Genomic DNA, 14,263 nt, shown 5'->3' on the forward strand with positions numbered 1-14,263 from the left:
GATGCCTTCCCGCCTGACTCCGCGCTCCGCGCAGCAGTTGTCGCCGGCCACCGCGCCTGCTTCGCCCGTGTCGCCGCTTATGTCTCCGCATAGGTCGCCGCATATGTCGCCGCTCGCGCCGCATTTCGCTCCACGGCTGATCGCCTGGCAGCGCGAGCACGGCCGCCATGACCTGCCGTGGCAGAACACGCGTGATCCGTATCGGATCTGGCTGTCGGAAATCATGCTGCAACAGACCCAAGTGTCGACGGTTATTCCGTACTACGCGAAGTTTCTCGCACGTTTTCCGGATGTCGCCGCGCTGGCCGCCGCACCCGTCGACGATGTAATGGCGCTGTGGGCCGGCCTCGGCTACTACACGCGCGCGCGCAACCTGCATCGCTGCGCGCAGACGGTCGTCGAGCAGCACGGCGGCGCGTTTCCGGCTTCGGTGGAAGAGCTTGCCGAACTGCCGGGAATTGGCCGGTCGACGGCAGCCGCGATCGCCTCGTTCGCGTTCGGCGCGCGCGCGACGATTCTCGACGGCAATGTGAAGCGCGTTCTCGCGCGAGTGTTTGGCGTGGAAGGTTTTCCAGGCGAGAAGAAGGTCGAGAACGCGATGTGGACACTGGCTGAATCGCTGTTGCCCTCGAATGCATCGGACGACGAAGTCAGCGCATACACGCAAGGCTTGATGGACCTGGGCGCGACCTTGTGCGTGCGCGGCAAGCCCGACTGCGCGCGCTGTCCGTTTGCCGCCGACTGCGTGGCTAACGTCACGGGCCGTCAGCGCGAACTGCCCGCGGCCCGCCCGAAGAAAACGGTGCCGACCCGCCGCACATGGATGCTGGTGCTGCGCGACGGCGACGCGGTCATGCTCGAGAAGCGACCGCCTTCGGGTATCTGGGGCGGTCTGTGGAGCTTGCCCGAAGCCGCCGACGAAGCCGCGTTGGCGGCCCGCGCTGAGGAGTTCGGCAGCGCCGGCGGTGTGTGCAGACTGGCGCCGCTCACGCACGTGTTCACGCATTTCAGATTGGACATCGAGCCGCGGCTCGCGGAACTCGATCGGGGCGTCGGTGCGCTCGCCGCGCTCGGCGATGGGCAGACTGCGTGGGTCGCGCTCAGCGACCTCGACTCATTCGGGGTGCCGGCGCCCGTGCGCAAACTGCTGGACAGCCTGCAAGGTTCGCTGATCTGAGAAACTGCGAGCGTGCCGACGTTTGTGCTGCGTCGCTACGGCCTAAAGCAGCTGATGCTGTTGCATATAGCGATGAACCACTTCAATGCGCGCGCCGGCGTCTTGCATTTCCATCAGTTTCTGACGCGCGCGTAGTGCAATGGGTAGCACTTCAGCAAGACGGTTCGACACCCACGAAGGATCTTCGAGTCTGAATGGCTCGGCAAACGGCAGGCTCTCCGGGTCGCGCTCGCGGATTGTCGCAATGATCCGCTCGAGCACTTCCGCGCATGCGCCAAACTTGGCCAACTGCTGATTGTCCTCGAGCGGCCGGTCTTCTCCGAGCGGCTCGGCCATGCCGACCAGCAAGCCGCTGCTTTCCACACGATGCGACAGCAAGCGGAAGCGCCGCGTGCCGCGGGCGCGAATCAGCAACATGCCGAAAGTCTCAACGTCGCATTGGTCGATTTCCGCCAGGCAGCCGATCGATTCGGGCACCGAAGGTTCGTTCTCCCGCGCGACTTCTGCGCCGCTTTTCAGCAGGCACACGCCAAACGGCGTCTTTTCGCGCAGACAGTCGCGCGCCATGTCCAGATAGCGCGCTTCGAAAATCTTCAGCGGCAGGATTCCGTCGGGAAACAGAACCGTGTGCAGTGGGAACAGCGGCACATCGGCGAGCACAGTAGAAGTAGAGGACATGGCGCAACGCTTCGAGTTGAGGCCGCGCGATGCGGCCGGTTAAGCCACTAACTTCGATGACGCGCCGGCCTCGACCGGTGCGTCGCGGTGCCGCACGATTATATTCGCTGCATTGGCGAGACGCGCGGCGAGCGTCTCCGCAATAAACACCGAGCGGTGCTGACCACCCGTGCAACCAATCGCGACCGTCAGGTAACTACGATTGTCGTCGCGGAAATGCGGCAGCCATTTAGCGAGAAACTTCTGAATGTCGTCGATCATTTCATGCACGACCGGCAGGGCGTCGAGAAAATCGATTACCGGTTTGTCGAGGCCCGTAAGCGGGCGCAATTCATGATCGTAGTATGGGTTCGGCAGCGTGCGGACGTCGAACACAAAATCGGCGTCGAGCGGCACGCCGCGTTTGAAGCCGAACGACTCGAACATCAGCACGAGCCCTGCATGCTCCTGCTCGATAAAGCGCTTGACCCATTGACGCAGCACGTTTGCGCGCAGATTGCTCGTGTCGATCTGATGGCCGAACTCGGCCAGGCCCGCAACGAGCTCGCGTTCCCGTTCAATCGCCTCGGCAAGCGACGTGAGCAGGCCGACATCGGCATCGTGAGCAGTGGAGCCTGACAGCGGATGGCGGCGGCGCGTTTCGGAAAAGCGCTGAATCAGCGACTGCGTGCTCGCGTTAAGGAACAGCACACGCACGTCGTGCGCGCGCGACAGGTCGCGGATCATGGCCGGCATGTCGTCGAGCGACGCGCTCGAACGGGCGTCGATTGCCACCGCGAGGCGGTCGTGCCCGTCTTCGGCAAGATATGACGCAAGCTCGGGCAAGAAGCGCGGCGGTAAATTGTCGACGCAGTAATAGCCCGCGTCCTCGAGCGCGTTCAACGCGACGGACTTGCCTGAGCCGGATATGCCAGTGATGAGGATTATGCGCATGGAGTCGTGAAATCGGTCCGTTTCATCATAGCATCTGAGCCTCTCGCGCGTACCCGCGGCAGGCCGCGGGCGAGGGCTGCGAGTGCCGCATGAAAGCGCATGAACGCCGCGCTCGGCTCAGATCAGTTTGCCGGGAAACTGGCTATCCGGATCTTGCATGGCAAGACGCTGGCGATCCATGAAATCGCGCAGCGTGTCGATGCCGCGCAATTGCAGGATCGTGTTGCGCACAGCCGCTTCGACCAGCACGGCGAGGTTGCGGCCCGCCGCCACCTGAATTGTTACCTTGCTGATGGGCAGCCCCAGAACGTCGACGGTCTGGCTCTCCAGCGGCAGCCGCTGGAACTCGCCGTCGGGGCGGCGCACCAGTTGCACGATCAGCTTCAGCTTCATTTTTCGGCGCACGGCGGTTTCACCGAAAATCGTCTTGATGTCGAGCAGGCCGAGGCCGCGTACTTCCAGCAGATTTTGCAGAAGCGGCGGGCAGCGCCCTTCGACGAAGTCGGGGCCGAGGCGCACGAAGTCCACGGCGTCGTCGGCCACGAGGCCGTGGCCGCGGCTGATCAGTTCGAGGCCGAGCTCGCTTTTGCCGAGGCCCGAGTCGCCGGTGAGCAGTACGCCCATGCCGAGGATGTCCATGAACACGCCGTGCAGCGTGGCGCGCGGCGCGAGAATGCGCGACATGTAAAGGCGCAGGCTGTCGATCACCGCGGCCGCCGACATAGGCGTCGTGAAGAGCGGTGTGGACGAGCGCGTGCAGCGCAGTACCAGTTCCGGCGGCGCGGCAACGCCGCCCGCCACCACCAGGAACGGCGGTTCCAACGCGATCAGTTCGGCCATGTGGCGCGAGCGGTCTTCGTCGGTCTGGCGTTTGTAGTAGTCGATTTCGGCGTCGCCGAGCACCTGGATCCGGTTGGGGTGGATCAGGTTCAAGTGGCCGACGAGGTCGGCGCTCGACGTGGCATTGGCGACCGATTCCGAAGAAAAGCCGCGTTCCCAGCCTTCATGCCCTGTCAGCCAGCTTAGTTTCAGCGTGGCGGCGTTATCGTCGAAAATGCTCTGGGCGTTGATGCTGGACGTATCCATGAGTCAGTGACTCCAGTGTTGGCCGCTTGCCGGACACAGCGCCGGCCGCGCTGATGCGGGCCGTGAGCCGGGCCTGGCTATACCCGCACGCGCCCGGTTGGCCGTGCAGGCAGGCGGCGTGCGGATAACCGCCGCTGCATCAAGGTTGCCACTGAGTGAGCAGGCGATGCAATGATTCGCGGTCTTCTTCCGTATGCAGGCGCTCGCGTGCCTCACGATCGGACAGCAGTTGCGCGATTTCCGAAAGAATTTCGAGGTGCTGCTGCGTGGCCTGTTCCGGCACGAGCAGGAAGATGAGCAGCGAGACCGGCTGACCGTCGGGCGATTCGAAGGGAATGGGTTCGGCGAGGCGGACAAACGCGGCGAGCGGTTGCTTGAGGCCTTTGATCCGGCCGTGCGGAATCGCGACGCCTTCGCCCAGCCCCGTGGATCCGAGGCGCTCGCGCGCAAACAGATTGTCTGTGACCGTGCTGCGGGCGATGCCGTTCTGGTTCTCGAAGATGAGGCCCGCTTGCTCGAACACGCGCTTTTTGCTGGTGACCGATAGTCCGACGACGACGTTCTCGAGGGGAAGAAATTTGGCTAAACGATTCATGTTGACAGGCGAAAACGTGGCCTGGGTTCTCCTCGCTGGGGCGTTTGATTGGCGTTCCATTCGTTTGATGCTCGCGGCGACGTACGTCGGAGTCCGAAAGCACAGGACTCCGGCAGACTGCCTTTGTGCGAGCTAGACCCCGATGGTAACCGGAACATTATAGAACAGGGCGACGGCGTATGGTGCGGCGCGCCATCAATGCGCAATAGGTTCTTTCTTCAGGTTTCGCAAACGTGGATCGGCACTCGAAGCCGCAACGAAAAACCGCCCGGTCAGGGCGGTTTTGGGCGAGCGGATTGAAGCAGTGCTTCTGAATTCGCTTACTGCGGCGGCACGTCCAGTTGCGGCGCCGGTTGATACTTGATCGCTTCGTGCTGATGGCCTTGCAGGCGATCCTTGTGGCGTATCACTTGCCGGTCGAGCTTGTCGATCATCAGATCGATCGCAGCGTAGAGGTCGCTGTCGCAGCTCTCGACAAAAATGTCCTTGCCCTTCAGATGCAGGTTGATTTCAACCTTTTGCCGCTTTTCCTTTTCCTTGTGGTTGTCGACCGAGAGGACCACACTGCCGTCGATGACCTGATCGAAATGTCTTAGCACCCTATCCAATTTGGAGATCACGTATTCGCGCAACGCAGGCGTAACTTCGAGGTGGTGTCCACTGATCTGCAGATTCATAGTGCTTCTCCAAGCTAGTGGCCGCTTGGTCCGCACGATGACGAAGGTCCGGTCGATCTGTCGGCTTGCCTGAGTCGCCCCCCGGTGACTGACTTCTGGCAGGTCGCATCGGCCGGCCTGTCCGCCAACTTGCGGAGCGGCCGGTAAATGCCCGCCACGGAAGGCGACGGGCTACAGAGACTTGCGCAGGTTGACTGCCGGGATTCTGAGCGCTTCGCGATATTTCGCCACGGTGCGCCGTGCGACCACGAAGCCCTGTTCCGCCAGCAGTTCGGCTATGCGGCTGTCTGAGAGAGGCGTTTTTGCGTTTTCCGCTCCTATCAGTTGCTTGATGAGCGCGCGAATGGCCGTTGAAGACGCCGCGCCGCCCGTATCCGTCGAAACATGCGAACCGAAGAAGTATTTGAACTCAAGCGTCCCGAACGGGGTGAGCATGTACTTACCGGTTGTCACACGCGAGACAGTTGACTCGTGTAGGCCCAGCGTATCAGCAATTTCCCGCAAAACCAAGGGGCGCATGGCAATTTCGCCGTGCACAAAAAAGCTCTTTTGACGCTCGACAATGGCCTGCGCGACCCGCAGGATTGTTTCGAAACGCTGCTGGATATTCTTGATCAGCCAGCGCGCCTCTTGCAGTTGCTGGCGCAACGAACCGCTGCCCGGATCGCCCCGGTTATTGCGCAGAATGTTGGCGTACAGGTGGTTGATGCGCAGCTTCGGCACGACCTCGGGATTCAGTTCGGCCTGCCAGCCCTGGGCGGTTTTGCGCACCATGATGTCCGGCACCACGTAGTCCGCCTCGGCCTTGCCGTATGCGGCGCCCGGAAACGGCTCCAGTGAGCGGATCAGTGCGTGCGCGGCGCGCAGGTCGTCGTCGCTGGCTTTCAAATGCTTGCGCAGCCGCGTGAAATCGCGCGCGGCCAGCAGTTCCAGATAATGGGCAACGATGTCGAGCGCCAATGCCCGCGTGGGCGTTGGCTCGAGCCGCAGCAATTGCAGCTTCAGGCATTCGGACGCCGAGCGCGCGCCGACGCCCGCCGGGTCGAAGCTGTGCAGCAGCGCGAGTGCCGCGTTCAGTTCGTCGAGATCCACTTCTAGCTCTTGCGGCAGGTCGGCAAGCACTTCTTCGAGCGTGGCGGCAAGGTAGCCGTCGTCGTCGAGCGATTCGATCAGAAAGGTGACCAGCGCGCGGTCGCGCTGACCGGCCTGAGTCACGCGCAATTGCGCCATCAGGTGATCGCGCAGCGAAGTACTCGATTCGTGAATTTGCAGCGGCGGCAGGTCGTCGTCGTCGGAGGCGTTGCCGGAGCGGCCGTAGTCGTCGAGGTTCCACTGTGACGCGTCGCCGTTGCCGTCGCCCGCGAGGCCGTTGTACTCGTCCACGCTTTGCGGCTCGCCGCTCTCCGAGCGCTCGCTGCTGCTAGAGGACGACGACGAGCCGTTGCCGCCCATCTGATCGGGCGGCGTGGCCGAGCCGGGTGCCTGCGCGATCAGCGAGCCGTCGGCGGCCACGCGAAGCGGGCTCGCAATCCAGTCGTCCTCGTTTTCGAGCAGCGGATTCTGCGAGATCGCCGTTGCCACTTCCTGCTGCAGTTCGAGCGTGGACAGCTGAAGCAGCCGGATGGACTGCTGCAGTTGCGGGGTCAACGCAAGATGCTGCGATAGGCGGAGTTGGAGGCTGGCTTTCATGGCAAGTTCAGATTCATTGTAGAGAGTTTGCCACGACCGCGATACCTTGCGAATTCGCAATTACACATGCGTCCGCTTTTGATGGCGCCAGGGCGCGAGCCCGCCCGGCGCGAGAACGCCCAGCAGAACGCCCAGCAGAACGCCTGGAACAACGCCGAGGACAACGAGTGCAAAACGGCGGCAGCGCGTGCGGCGCCGCCGTTTCCCGACTGCGCTTACATGCGGAAATGCTCGCCCAGATAGACGCGCCGCACGCTTTCGTTTTCGATGATTTCGCTCGGCGCGCCGGCCGCGAGCACGCTGCCGTCGCTGATGATGTATGCGTGATCGCAGATGCCGAGCGTTTCTCGCACGTTGTGATCGGTGATTAGCACGCCAATATTGCGCTGCTTCAGAAATTTGACGATTTTCTGGATCTCGAGCACCGCGATCGGGTCGACGCCCGCGAACGGTTCGTCGAGCAGAATGAAGCTCGGGTTGGTGGCGAGCGCCCGCGCGATTTCCACCCGGCGACGCTCGCCGCCCGACAGCGAAAGCGCCGGATTTTCACGCAAATGCGCGATTTGCAGTTCGTCGAGCAGCGCTTCCGTACGGCTCGTGATGGCGTCTTTGGACAGGCGCTTGCCGTTTTCCTCGTGCTGTAGTTGCAGCACGGCGCGAATGTTTTCCTCGACGGAAAGCTTGCGGAACACCGACGCTTCCTGCGGCAGATATGAAAGCCCGAGCGAAGCGCGCTTGTGGATGGGCAACAGGCTGATGGACTTGCCGTCCAGGTCGATGTCGCCGGCGTCGAGCGGCACGAGTCCGACGATCATGTAGAACGACGTGGTCTTGCCCGCGCCGTTCGGGCCGAGCAGACCCACCACCTCGCCGCTTTTCACATCGAGAGAAACGTCTTTGACGACCGTGCGCGACCCGTAGCGCTTCTTCAGATTACGTACGACCAGCGAACTGCTCGTGCCCGCCGGCTTGCGATTGGGAAGGGACGCTGAGGTACTCACTGATTCGGCGCTCCCTGAATAGAGGTGGACGGCGCGAGCGTGGCCGACGCGCCGTTCAGCGGCGCGGCGCCGCCGTTGCGCGGCGACAGCATGGCGCGCACGCGACCGGTGGGATTGCCCGGGCCGGCGACGTCCTTGCCTGCCTTCGCGGTGTAGAAGTCTTTCTGGCCGTCATAGGTGATGACGCTGCCGTGCACCTGATCCATCACCGTAGAAAGGCCCTGCAGGCGCTTGACCGTAGCATTCGTGGTGAGCGTGGTCAGGTCCTGCTTGCCGTCGTAGTCGATACGAACGGCCGTGCCTTCGATGTATTCGTCGAGACCTTCGCGCTTCTGGCGGAAATACGACAGGTTGCCGCCGCTCGAGGTGCCGGTCGCGTACTGATAGCCCTGCGGGTCCTGGGTGACTTCGACACGGTCGGCCTTGATCATGATCGTGCCCTTGGTGGCGACCACATGGCCGGTGAAAATGTTGACCTGTTTGAGGTCGTCGTAAGTCATGTTGTCCGCTTCGATATTGAGCGGCTTGTCCTTGTCGGCGCGGTCCGCGTGCGCGAGCGGCGCGAAGCCGGCAAGCGGCAACGCGACCAGCAGCGCAGCGAGTGCGGCGCGGCACGCGGACAGGGTGCGCGAGCGGCCGGTATCAAAACGGGGGAACGATTCGTTCATGCAGTCACGCCTGGAATGGGATTACCCGGGTTGTCTGGGCGAGCTGCCGCCGCCGTCGGACGCGGCGATCGCGCCTTTCACGTTGCCGAAGAGCTGCATGACCCGGGTGACGTTGTTGTAATTCATGCCGCTGGCTGTCATCACGGACACGCCGCGCTGAAGTTTAACCGGCTTTTCCGTCTCGATCACATCGTCGTTCACGAGCACGCGGAAATGCTCGGAGTCGGCCTGCATCTGCGGGTCGCCGTTGCCGGCCGAGCGCACGATACGGGCGTTGCCGTACAGGTCGACGATGGACGCGTCGCCATTCACCCGGCCGGTGTCGCCGGTCGCGGTGACTATCGGCTTGCCTGGCTGGAACGCGCGCATCGCGGGTTTCACGAGGTCGCTGAGTTCGTCGTCTTCATAATGAATCAGCGACTGCGCGGTCAGGCGATACTGCGTTGCGCCCGACTGATCGAGTTCCGAAACCGAGAACTTGTCGGCGAAGTAGTCCGGCGTGTGCTCTTTGGGACGCAGCGGGCGGTCGCCCTGGCGCGGCAGCGTGGCTTGCAGCAGCCACCATGTGATGCCCGCGAGGGCCGCCATAGCGACGAGCGGAATCAGCGATGTGAAGCGAAACTGGTTATTCATCCGACGAGGCCCCGCTGTTCGCCGCTACAGGCGGCCGCGAGCAGCGCCTCGTACTTGTGCTGGGCGCGCAGCAGGATGTCGCACAGTTCGCGCGCTGCGCCGTGGCCGCCGCGCGCCTCGCTCACCCAGTGCGCGCGCGCGATCACTTCAGGATGCGAATTGGCCGGAGCGGCCGCAAAGCCCACCTTCAGCATCACGCCGAGGTCGACCCAGTCGTCGCCCATATAACCGCATTGTTCGGCGCTCATGCCGGTGGCTTCGAGCAGTTCCGCAAACGCTTGCGGCTTGTTCTCAATGCCCTGATACACGTGCGTAATGTGCATTTCCTTCGCGCGCGCCGCGACGATGCCCGATTTGCGGCCGGTGATGATGGCGGTTTCAATGCCGGCCTGGCGCAACAGCTTCATGCCGTGGCCGTCCATTGAATTGAAGCCTTTCATCGTGTCGCCTTCCGCCGTGAAGAGCAGGCCGCCGTCGGTGAGCACGCCGTCGACGTCGAAAATCATCAGCTTCACGCGGCTTGCGCGTTCGGTAGCGGTAGGGGGCGCGACGGCCATCAGATCACCTTCTTTGAAAACAGGTCGTGCATGTTGAGCGCGCCGATCAGCTTGCCCGCTTCGTCGACGACCAGCATCTGATTGATGCGGTGGCGCTCCATCAGTTCCACTGCTTCGACCGCGAGATGGTCCGGACCGATGGTGCGCGGGTCGGCGGTCATCACGGCGGCGATGGACAGCGCGCGAAAATCGCCGTCGCGCTCCAGCACGCGGCGCAAGTCGCCGTCGGTGAAAATGCCTTTCACGCGGTCTTCGCTATCGACAATCGCGGTCATGCCCATGCGCTTGGCCGTCAACTGGAAGAGCGCGTCACGCACGGTGGCCTCGGGCATGACCTTAGGCACCTGGTCGCCGGTGCGCATGACGTCGCTGACATAGGTGAGCAGACGCCGGCCGAGCGCGCCGCCCGGATGCGAGCGCGCGAAATCGTCGCGGCCAAAACCGCGCGCGTCGAGCACCGCGACCGCAAGCGCGTCGCCGAGCGCGAGTGCCGCAGTGGTGCTCGCGGTGGGCGCAAGATTCATCGGGCAAGCTTCTTTGGCGACGCCCGAATTCAGATGGACGTCCGCGAGTTTCGCGAGACTCGACGACGGGCGTCCGGTCATTGCAATCAGCTTCGCGCCAAGCCGTTTGATGAGCGGCAGGATGGCCACGAGTTCCTCGGTCTCACCGGAATTGGATAGCGCGAGGAAGACGTCGTCGGCGGTCACCATGCCGAGGTCGCCGTGGCTTGCTTCTGCGGGATGCACGAAAAAGGCCGGTGTGCCCGTACTCGCGAGCGTGGCCGCGAGCTTGCGCGCCACATGCCCCGATTTGCCGATGCCGGAAACGACCACGCGCCCACGGCAACCCAGGATGAAGTCCACCGCCCCGACGAAGGCGCCGTCGAGCTGGTCGCGAAGCGCGCGCACGGCGTCCGCTTCAATGTCGAGCACGTCGCGAGCGAGCGCAAGTGCCCGGTCGCCATTGATTTTCGCTATCATTCGCGAAGTATAGCAAAGGCGCCTGTTCGCCGCGCCGGGCCTGCTGTGCATCGCGGCTGCCTTCATCGCCTTCTTTATCGCCCCCTGTAACGGCCCCTCAACCTTGTCGCACGGCCTCTCGCGTGCACGGTTCCGCTGACGAACGAGGACGCTTCACCCATGCGTTTTTGCCGATGATTTCCCCGCTGGAAATGACGCTCTTCCTGCTGCTGGCATCAGTAGCGGGCGTGGTGATTTTTCGCTTTCTGAATCTTCCGCCGATGCTCGGTTATCTGAGCGTCGGCATTGTTGTCGGCCCGAATGCGCTCGGCCTCGTGCCCGATTCCGTTGGCGCGCAGAACCTCGCGGAATTCGGCGTCGTGTTTCTGATGTTTTCCATCGGCCTCGAGTTTTCGCTCGCGAAGCTGCGCTCCATGCGCCGCCTCGTGTTCGGGCTCGGCCTTCTGCAAGTGCTAGGCACCATAGTGGTCGCGGTGTCGCTCGGCTTCATGTTCGAGCGCTGGGTGCATATCAAGTGGCAGGCGAGCATCGCGCTGGGCGGCGCGCTGGCCATGTCGTCCACGGCGATTGTCAGCAAGATGCTTGCGGAGCGCCTCGAGATCGAGACCGAGCACGGCCGCAATATCTTCGGCGTGCTGCTGTTCCAGGACCTCGCAGTCGTGCCGCTTCTGATCATCATTTCGGCGCTGGGCGGAGATTCGAAGGACCTCGTGAGCTCGCTCGGCGTCGCGGCGATCAAGATCGTCGTCGCGCTGTCGCTGCTGCTGATCGTCGGGCAGCGTTTCATGACGCGCTGGTTCAACGTGGTCGCGCGGCGCCGTTCGCAGGAACTGTTCATTCTCAATCTGCTGCTCGTCACGCTCGGCGCAGCCTTCATCACGGACAAGTTCGGACTTTCGCTCGCACTGGGCGCGTTCATCGCCGGCATGCTGATCGCGGAGACGCCGTATCGCCATCAGGTGGAAGAAGACATCAAGCCGTTTCGCGACGTGCTGCTCGGGCTCTTCTTCATCACCACGGGCATGCTGCTGAACCCGCTCGTGATCTGGCAGCATCCGTTCGTCGTGCTTGGCTTCCTGATCGGGCCGACCTTGCTGAAGGTGGTGATGATCACCGGGCTCTCGCGCCTGTTCGGCGCGTCGCCGGGCGTCGCGATGCGCACCGGCATTGGCCTCGCGCAAGCCGGCGAGTTCGGTTTCGTGCTGCTGAATCTGATTCTCGACAAGCATCTTGTCGATGCCACGCTGTTGCAGGCGATTCTCGCGGCGATGCTGCTGTCGATGCTCGCCGCGCCGTTCCTGATCCAGAACGCCGATCGCATCGTGCTGCGCCTGTCGTCGACCGAATGGATGATGCAGTCCCTGCAGATGACGCGCATCGCGACCCAGAGCCTGAAACAAAGCGGCCACGTGATCATTTGCGGCTATGGCCGCTCGGGTCAGAATCTTGCGCGCATGCTGGAGAACGAAGGCCTGTCGTATGTCGCGCTCGACCTCGACCCGGACCGTGTACAGGCGGCAGCGGCCGCGGGCGAGTCCGTGGTGTTCGGCGACGCGGGGCGGCGCGAGTCGCTGCTCGCAGCCGGCATTCACCGCGCAGCGGCGATCGCCATCACCTATGCGAATACGCCGTCGGCGCTGCGCGTGTTGCACAACATTCACGAACTCGAGCCTACTTTGCCGGTCATCGTTCGTACCGTCGACGACGCCGATCTCGAGAAACTGCTTGCCGCGGGCGCGACCGAGGTGATTCCGGAAATCGTCGAAGGCAGCCTGATGCTCGCGTCCCACACGCTCGTGGTGATGGGCGTGCCGATGCGCCGCGTGGTGCGCCGGGTGGAGGAAATGCGCGACGAGCGCTATGCGCTGCTGCGCGGCTATTTCCACGGCGCGGACGACATGGACGACGACGACGGCCACGAACAGGTGCGGCTACAATCGGTTCCGGTCGACGAGAGTGCCGACGCGGTCGGCCGCACGCTCGCCGATCTGGGCCTTTACGAACTCGGCGTGGAAGTGACGGCGATTCGCCGGCACGGCATTCGCGGCGTGGAGCCCGACCCGTCGACCAAGCTCCGCGCGAGCGACATCGTCGTGCTGCGCGGCTTGCCCGAGCAACTGGCGCAAGCCGAGGAGAGGCTTTCGAAACATCGTCGCGCGGGTGCCGCCGCGGCCTAGTCAAGGTGCGGCACGGTTTGCCCGGGCGCCGCTGATTCAGCTTTTCATGGGACCTCGCGGGGTCCATCCGGAGACATCATGTCAAACGCGCTGGCGAGCGCGCCGCTCGACGCGGCCGACTACATCAAGAGTCACATTCGCACCGTTGCCGACTGGCCGCAGCCGGGCGTGCAGTTTCGCGACATCACGCCGCTTCTGCGCGAACCGAAGTCGCTGCGTGTGCTGATCGACCTGTTCGTGCAGCGGTATATCGACGCGCAGCTCGACTACGTTGCCGGGCTCGACGCACGCGGGTTCATCATCGGGCCGATTCTCGCCTATGAACTGAACCTCGGTTTCATTCCGATCCGCAAGCAGGGCAAACTGCCGTACAAGCGCGCGTCGCAGTCGTATGAACTCGAGTATGGCACCGCCACCGTCGAGATTCACGAGGACGCGTGCAAGCCGGGCGACCGCGTAGTGATCATGGACGACCTGATCGCGACCGGCGGCACGATGATGGCCGGCAAGATTCTGCTGGAGCGGCTCGGCGCGGTCGTGGTGGAGGGCGCGGCGATTATCGACCTGCCCGAACTCGGCGGCTCGAAGCTGCTCGCGGGCGGCGGTTTGCCGCTGTACACGGTGACGAGCTTCGCAGGCCACTGAGCGCAGGGCGTCGCGGCCGGTGCGGCGGGCTGCTCATCCGCTGAGGTTTGCTCGGAGTGCGCCTCGCGTGCACTTGAGGTCTGCTTCGGGTCCACCGTGGCGGCAGCTTCCGGCATAAAGAAAGGTAGATAGCAATCGTGCCCAACTTCGCGTTGTTTCTCGCTACATCAATTGCCATCACGATGGCGCCGGGTCCAGACAATCTGCAAGTGCTGGCGCGCGGCATCTCGCAGGGCCGCGCGGCGGGCCTCGTCGCGGCGCTTGGCTTTGCGGCGGGCATCACGTTTCACACGACACTCGCTGCGCTCGGCGTGGCCGCGCTGCTGCGCTCATCGCCGCTGGCGTTTCACGCGATCAAGCTTGCCGGCGCCGCCTATCTGATCTGGATCGGCATCAAGGCGCTGCGCAGCCAGGGCCTCGCGACCGCTCACGAACGCGCGCCCCAACCGTTGCTCAGCGTGTTTCGCCAAAGCGTGTTCGGCAATCTGCTCAATCCGAAAGTGACGCTTTTTTTCGTCGTGTTTCTGCCGCAATTCGTGCAGACCGATGGTGCGCAAAGCGTCACCGTGCAGATGCTCGAGCTCGGTGCGCTCTTCATGTTGCAGACGCTGGTGGTGTTTTCGCTGTTCGGCGTCTGTGCGGGGATGATCGGCGCATGGTTGAGGCGTCGCCCGCGCGTGGGCGTGTGGCTCGACCGTCTTGCCGGTGCCACTTTCATCGCGCTCGGCATTCGTGTCGCGTTGCGCGATTGAACGGCGAGTGGT

Annotated in this window: 15 protein-coding genes; 4 read left to right on the forward strand and 11 right to left on the reverse strand. The window is 63.4% G+C overall.

Annotation, left to right across the window (positions count from 1 at the left end; translation table 11 throughout):
- Position 1: 1 nt before the first annotated feature.
- Complete coding sequence (mutY, locus tag JNB89_RS12490) at positions 2 to 1,177, forward strand: A/G-specific adenine glycosylase (RefSeq protein WP_431026587.1); 1,176 nt, start codon at positions 2 to 4, stop codon at positions 1,175 to 1,177.
- A gap of 42 nt (positions 1,178 to 1,219) precedes the next feature.
- On the opposite strand, the gene JNB89_RS12495 is transcribed toward mutY, so the two are convergent.
- The 11 genes from JNB89_RS12495 to kdsD form a co-directional block, all read right to left on the reverse strand.
- On the reverse strand, positions 1,220 to 1,855 hold the full coding sequence (locus JNB89_RS12495; RefSeq protein WP_013337956.1) for an LON peptidase substrate-binding domain-containing protein: 636 nt from the start codon (positions 1,853 to 1,855) through the stop codon (positions 1,220 to 1,222).
- Between the two features lie 39 nt (positions 1,856 to 1,894).
- Entirely contained in the window at positions 1,895 to 2,788 is an 894-nt protein-coding gene (rapZ, locus tag JNB89_RS12500; RefSeq protein ID WP_220362374.1) for an RNase adapter RapZ, read from the reverse strand.
- A 117-nt stretch (positions 2,789 to 2,905) separates the two neighbouring features.
- Positions 2,906 to 3,874, reverse strand: a complete 969-nt coding sequence (gene hprK, locus JNB89_RS12505) for an HPr(Ser) kinase/phosphatase (protein WP_006048029.1) — start codon at positions 3,872 to 3,874, stop codon at positions 2,906 to 2,908.
- A 139-nt stretch (positions 3,875 to 4,013) separates the two neighbouring features.
- Positions 4,014 to 4,529, reverse strand: coding sequence for a PTS sugar transporter subunit IIA (locus JNB89_RS12510; RefSeq protein WP_013337958.1), 516 nt, complete (start codon positions 4,527 to 4,529; stop codon positions 4,014 to 4,016).
- Between the two features lie 260 nt (positions 4,530 to 4,789).
- Positions 4,790 to 5,146 (reverse strand): ribosome hibernation-promoting factor, HPF/YfiA family, encoded by a 357-nt coding sequence (gene hpf / locus JNB89_RS12515; RefSeq protein WP_006048027.1) that lies wholly within the window; start codon positions 5,144 to 5,146, stop codon positions 4,790 to 4,792.
- Between the two features lie 171 nt (positions 5,147 to 5,317).
- On the reverse strand, positions 5,318 to 6,835 hold the full coding sequence (locus JNB89_RS12520; RefSeq protein WP_220362375.1) for an RNA polymerase factor sigma-54: 1,518 nt from the start codon (positions 6,833 to 6,835) through the stop codon (positions 5,318 to 5,320).
- 215 nt (positions 6,836 to 7,050) lie between these two features.
- Positions 7,051 to 7,836 carry an LPS export ABC transporter ATP-binding protein gene (lptB, locus tag JNB89_RS12525; protein ID WP_013337960.1) on the reverse strand — a complete coding sequence of 262 codons (786 nt, stop codon included), beginning with the start codon at positions 7,834 to 7,836 and terminating at the stop codon, positions 7,051 to 7,053.
- Positions 7,833 to 8,504, reverse strand: a complete 672-nt coding sequence (lptA, locus tag JNB89_RS12530) for a lipopolysaccharide transport periplasmic protein LptA (protein ID WP_013337961.1) — start codon at positions 8,502 to 8,504, stop codon at positions 7,833 to 7,835. The genes lptB and lptA overlap by 4 nt, the downstream gene beginning before the upstream one ends.
- A 21-nt stretch (positions 8,505 to 8,525) precedes the next feature.
- Positions 8,526 to 9,137, reverse strand: a complete 612-nt coding sequence (gene lptC / locus JNB89_RS12535; protein ID WP_220362376.1) for an LPS export ABC transporter periplasmic protein LptC — start codon at positions 9,135 to 9,137, stop codon at positions 8,526 to 8,528.
- Positions 9,134 to 9,694 carry a KdsC family phosphatase gene (locus JNB89_RS12540; protein WP_135892313.1) on the reverse strand — a complete coding sequence of 187 codons (561 nt, stop codon included), beginning with the start codon at positions 9,692 to 9,694 and terminating at the stop codon, positions 9,134 to 9,136. The genes lptC and JNB89_RS12540 overlap by 4 nt, the downstream gene beginning before the upstream one ends.
- Positions 9,694 to 10,677 (reverse strand): arabinose 5-phosphate isomerase KdsD, encoded by a 984-nt coding sequence (gene kdsD, locus JNB89_RS12545; protein WP_041727770.1) that lies wholly within the window; start codon positions 10,675 to 10,677, stop codon positions 9,694 to 9,696. The genes JNB89_RS12540 and kdsD overlap by 1 nt, the downstream gene beginning before the upstream one ends.
- A 173-nt stretch (positions 10,678 to 10,850) precedes the next feature.
- Between kdsD and JNB89_RS12550 the strand changes: the two genes are divergently transcribed.
- The 3 genes from JNB89_RS12550 (at position 10,851) to JNB89_RS12560 (ending at position 14,251) form a co-directional block, all read left to right on the forward strand.
- Positions 10,851 to 12,854, forward strand: coding sequence for a monovalent cation:proton antiporter family protein (locus JNB89_RS12550; RefSeq protein ID WP_013337965.1), 2,004 nt, complete (start codon positions 10,851 to 10,853; stop codon positions 12,852 to 12,854).
- A 78-nt stretch (positions 12,855 to 12,932) separates the two neighbouring features.
- The gene (locus JNB89_RS12555; protein WP_013337966.1) at positions 12,933 to 13,499 is read left to right on the forward strand and encodes an adenine phosphoribosyltransferase; all 567 of its coding nucleotides are present in this window, start codon (positions 12,933 to 12,935) and stop codon (positions 13,497 to 13,499) included.
- A gap of 137 nt (positions 13,500 to 13,636) precedes the next feature.
- Positions 13,637 to 14,251, forward strand: a complete 615-nt coding sequence (locus tag JNB89_RS12560; protein WP_218741838.1) for a LysE family translocator — start codon at positions 13,637 to 13,639, stop codon at positions 14,249 to 14,251.
- Positions 14,252 to 14,263: the final 12 nt, after the last annotated feature.

The organism is Paraburkholderia phenoliruptrix, from assembly GCF_019511605.1.
GTDB classification, from domain to species: Bacteria; Pseudomonadota; Gammaproteobacteria; order Burkholderiales; family Burkholderiaceae; genus Paraburkholderia; species Paraburkholderia phenoliruptrix_A.